The sequence below is a fragment of the Acidovorax sp. genome (assembly GCF_046341535.1).
Taxonomy (GTDB): Bacteria; Pseudomonadota; Gammaproteobacteria; order Burkholderiales; family Burkholderiaceae_C; genus Acidovorax.
The window spans coordinates 1-4,149 of sequence record NZ_JBKDRI010000101.1; the positions used below are offsets into that span (position 1 = coordinate 1).

Annotated in this window: 7 protein-coding genes; 2 read left to right on the forward strand and 5 right to left on the reverse strand. The window is 68.6% G+C overall.

From position 1 onward, the window contains the following. The 5 genes from ACK543_RS07315 to phnF form a co-directional block, all read right to left on the reverse strand. Positions 1–579 (reverse strand): MFS transporter (locus ACK543_RS07315; RefSeq protein ID WP_409942190.1); only part of this gene is annotated, 579 nt, incomplete at its 3' end. Between the two features lie 39 nt (positions 580–618). Continuing rightward, positions 619–1,044, reverse strand: coding sequence for an arsenate reductase (glutaredoxin) (gene arsC / locus ACK543_RS07320; protein ID WP_409942191.1), 426 nt, complete (start codon positions 1,042–1,044; stop codon positions 619–621). 23 nt (positions 1,045–1,067) lie between these two features. Then, positions 1,068–1,706: a phosphonate metabolism protein/1,5-bisphosphokinase (PRPP-forming) PhnN gene (gene phnN / locus ACK543_RS07325; RefSeq protein ID WP_409942192.1), complete on the reverse strand. Its 639-nt coding sequence runs from the start codon at positions 1,704–1,706 to the stop codon at positions 1,068–1,070. Beyond that, a complete protein-coding gene (locus tag ACK543_RS07330) occupies positions 1,703–2,443 on the reverse strand; it encodes a DUF1045 domain-containing protein (RefSeq protein WP_409942193.1) in 741 nt (246 codons plus the stop codon). The genes phnN and ACK543_RS07330 overlap by 4 nt, the downstream gene beginning before the upstream one ends. Continuing rightward, positions 2,433–3,209 (reverse strand): phosphonate metabolism transcriptional regulator PhnF, encoded by a 777-nt coding sequence (gene phnF, locus ACK543_RS07335; RefSeq protein WP_409942194.1) that lies wholly within the window; start codon positions 3,207–3,209, stop codon positions 2,433–2,435. Before phnF ends, ACK543_RS07330 begins: the two co-directional genes overlap by 11 nt. 75 nt (positions 3,210–3,284) lie before the next feature. Here phnF and phnG point away from each other — a divergent pair, with 75 nt between their 5' ends. Both phnG and ACK543_RS07345 read left to right on the forward strand, forming a co-directional pair. Further along, positions 3,285–3,797: a phosphonate C-P lyase system protein PhnG gene (gene phnG, locus ACK543_RS07340; protein ID WP_409942195.1), complete on the forward strand. Its 513-nt coding sequence runs from the start codon at positions 3,285–3,287 to the stop codon at positions 3,795–3,797. Continuing rightward, positions 3,794–4,149, forward strand: a 356-nt coding sequence (locus ACK543_RS07345; RefSeq protein ID WP_409942196.1) for a phosphonate C-P lyase system protein PhnH, incomplete at its 3' end; no start/stop codon positions are given. The genes phnG and ACK543_RS07345, both read left to right, overlap by 4 nt.

A 4,149-nucleotide genomic window follows, 5' to 3' on the forward strand; every position in this document is an offset into this window, starting at 1 on the left:
CGCGCGGGGCAGCCACAGGTTGAGCGGCAAGCCCAGCAGCAGGTGCAGCCCCGCCCAGCCGATACAGGCGCCGCGCCAGCCCCAGTGCGACTCCATCCAGGCCGACAAAGGCCAGCCCACCGTGCTGGCAAAGCCCGCCACGAGCGTGATGCCCGTGATGGCACCGCGCGAGTTGTGGCCGTACAGCCGCACCAGCGCGGCAAACGCCGCCTCATACAGGCCACACCCCATCGCTACGCCCAGCAGCATCCACGCCGCAAACAGCCCCACCGGCCCTTGCGCCAGGGCCATGCCCGCCAGTGCTGCGGCAAAGACCATGCTGGCACCGACCAGCACCGGTCGTCCGCCATGCAGGTCAATGGCGCGCCCGGCCAGCGGCGCCAGCAGGGCCGACACGATCAGGGCCACCGAGAATGCTGCAAACACGGTGGCCGATGAAACGCCCAGGTCGCGCGCCATGGGTTCGGCCAGCATGGCGGGCAGGTAGTACGACGATGCCCAGGCCAGTGTCTGAGCCGTGCCCAGGCGCGCCACCATCCAGCCCTGGGGCACCGCGGGGGGCGTGGCCGTGTGGTTCATGGTGACTTGGCCGTGCCGGGTGCGCGGTGGCGGGCTGGCTCAGTCAACGCGCTGGCCCTGGGCGTTGACCACCGTCTGGCCGTCTTCTTTGGTGAAAGCGCCTTGCTGCGGCGCGGGCAGGATGTCCAGCACCCGCTCCGACGGCCGGCACAGCCGCGTGCCCAGCGGCGTCACCACCAAGGGCCGGTTGATGAGGATGGGGTGCGCCAGCATCGCGTCGATGAGCTGTTCGTCGGTTGTGCCTGGGGCATCCAGCCCCAGCTCGGTGAAGGCCGCTTCCTTGCGGCGCACGACCTCGATGACTGGCTGACCGGTGGCGGCAATCAGGGCCTGCAGCGTCGCGCGGTCGGGCGGGGATTTCAGGTAGTCGATGACCCGTGGTTCAACGCCGCTGTTGCGGATCATGGCCAGCGTGTTGCGGGAGGTGCCGCACTGTGGGTTGTGATAAATCGTGATGTCGGTCATGGTGTTTCAAGAGGCGATGCCAGTTACGCTGGCGATGGTGGTGCAGGCGATGCAAGTCTGCCACCGCAGGTGCGCGCTGGTGCCTGCGCCGAGGGCCACCCGTGCACCTGGCCCAAGGCGGCCAGCAGTTGCTGGCCTGCATCTTCCAGGCGGTGGTCGTTACACACCTCAATGTGTGCCAGCCCAGGCGGCAGCGCAAAGTCCAAAGCGCGCTGCACCCGCGCCTGCACTTCGCCGGGGGTTTCCCGGCCCCGCGCCAGGAGGCGCTGGCGCAATACCGCTGCGCTGGCGGTAATGTGCACGGGCAACAACGCCGGAAACGCCGCCAGTGCCTGGGGCAGGTGCGCGCGCGAGCCATTGACCAGCACCCAGCAGCCGTTGGCCAGCGGTGCCAGTTGCGCAGTGCGTATGCCATAGCCCAGGCCATTGGCTTGCCAGTGCAGCGCAAAGGCACCGGCTTCGCGCAAGGCGGCAAACGAGGTCGCGCAGACGCTCTCGTGCAGCTCGGTACCGGGCGCGGCGCTGGTGGCCGGTGGCCTGCTCACGGTGCGCTGCGCCCAATGCAGCGGAAAGTGGTCAGGCAGATGGGTCCGCAGCCACGCCAGCAAGCTGTCCTTGCCGGCGCCCGAGGGGCCCATCACGTACACCAGGCGTGCCGTCACGGGCCCATCTCCGCATGGTCGAGAAGCACAAAGTCTGCACCCGGGGCGGGCTCTGCAAAGATCGCCAGGCTGTTGAACCGCAGCGCAGGCAGATCAGAAAAGAACTGCTGTGCGGCGTCCAGCACCAGGTCAGCCGTGCGGGTGTCTACCTGGCGCAGATCCCCCGTGATCGACATATGAAAACGGAACTCTTCCAGCACAAAGGGGTAGCCCCACAGCGTGAGCAGCTCATCCTGCCGGGGCGTCAGCCCCGCAGCGCGTCGCCGCGCCAGCTCGGCTGATCCCAGCGGCGCAGCCAGCGGTTGCAGTTGTGTCACGCACGCCGCTGCCGCCGCCTGCACCTGTGCGTTGGCCGCGTGGGATGGCATGGGCACCAGCGCGAGAAAGTCGTCCATGCGCTCAACCTGCATGGGCGGCAGCGTAAAACTTTGAAGGCCGCTGGCCAGCGCCTGCACAGCCTGGTGAAGGTCCATCCAGCTCACGCCCGGGGCCAGGGCAAAGGGGGCTTTGAGCGTGCCGTGCCACCCATAGCGGCGCGGCGCAGCCGTAAGCCGCTTGAGGTCGGCGGGCGCAACGCCATGGATGTCCAGTTGCGGCAGCGCTTGCAGCTGCGCGGCGCAGCGCCCCAGCCAATGACTGCCTGCCAGCCAACCCAGCGTGCCCGGACTGGGCGCGTAGTACACCGCATAGCGGTGGGCGGGTGCGGGCGTGTTCGGGGGGCTGGTTTCAGCGTTCATGGTGGTCAATCGTGAGTTTCACGCGGTCGCCTGCAAACCAGGCGCGGGCCCATTCGATGGGGGTGCCGCTGGCGTCCACATTCAGGCTCTCCACCTGCAGCACGGGCCGCGCGGCGGGCTGGTGCAATTGCTGGGCCACGTCGTTTGTGGGCATCTCGGCGGTGATACGGCTCTCGCGCCGGGTGTAGTCAGCCACCCCGTGGGCCGCAAAGCCCGCGGTGATGGAACCGGTCTCGCGCACCACCTGTGCCAGGTTGGTAAATCGCGGCAGTGGAAAGTAACGCTCGCTCAGGTGCAGGGGCTGGCCCTCGACCTCGCCCATCACGCGCAGCGCCAGCAGCGGACTGCGCGCGGGCACCTGCAGCGCGCGGGCCAGTGCGGCGGTGGCACGCACGGTGTCCTCGGTCAGCACCACCAGGCTGCCGCGCAAGCCGGCCTGCGCCAGGCCCTGCTGGTGACGCGTGCGCTTGCCAAGCGCCAGGTCGACCGCGAAGTCTTCCACATAGGTGCCGCTGCCCTGCGTGATGCGCACCAGCCCCTGGCTGCACAGGCTTGCCAGCGACCGGCGGATCGTGTGCCGGTTGACGCCGAACTGCTCGGCCAGGGCGTGCTCCGAAGGCAGTCGCTCGCCCGGGGCGTAGGTGCCGCTGCCGATGGCCTCGGCCAGCTCGGTGGCAATGCGTGTCCAGAAGCTGTCGCGAGCCGGGCGCTGCGATGGTGATGGGGCAGGTTGTAGCGAAGATGAGGCAATTGGGTTGGCTGTCATGAAACGTACATGCGCGATCTTTAAGCTCGCGCCAGTTGTTCAATTTGTCTATACAACTTTCAGGGTACCACTTTCATGTTTCAAGCCTTTGACAACCCGGGACCCGGCAGGCCGCTGGACCGCGCGCAGTGGATGGCGCTGCTGGCCCGGGCTCCGATCGGCCTGCTCGAGACTGCACTGCAGGACGATGCCAGCCGCCCCGCCCGCTGGCTGCGCGCCCCCGAGACGGGCCTGATGATGGTGCAGGGCCGTGCGGGCGGCACCGGTGAGCGCTTCAACCTGGGCGAAGTCACCGTGACCCGATGCGCCCTGCGCGTGCAGACACCCTCACAGGCCGACGATGCCACCGTGGGCGTGGCATATGTGCTGGGCCGCTCGCACCGCCATGTCCAGCTGGCTGCGCTGGCCGATGCGTTGCTGCAAGACCCTGCCCGCCAGCCGGCGCTGCAGGTGCAGCTGCTGGAGCCCATTCGTAGCCACCTGCGCCGTTCGCAGGCGATCCGCCAGGCCCGGGCCGCGAGTACCAAGGTGGACTTCTTCACCGTAGCCCGCGAAAGCGGCGCCGATACCGACGAGGACGACGAATGAACATCACCACGCTCGCTTCTCTGGGGCCGGGCTTCTCCAACGAGGCCTTCGGCAGTCAGGCGGTGTTCCGCGCTGTCTTGCAGGCGCTGTCCCACCCTGGCCGCCCCGTGGCCGTGTCGCACGATGCAGACACCCCTGCGGCCGGACATGCGGCGTCGGCCGCGGTGTTGCTGGCCCTGCTCGACAGCGACTGCACCCTCTGGCTGTCGCCCCGCCTCGCTGCCAGCGATGCGGCCGCATGGCTGCGCTTTCACACCGGCTGCACACTGGTCGCCGACCCTGGCGACGCCCGCTTTGTGTGGGTGGGCGATGGCGACGCCTTGCCCCAGCTCAGCAGTCTGGCCCAAGGCAC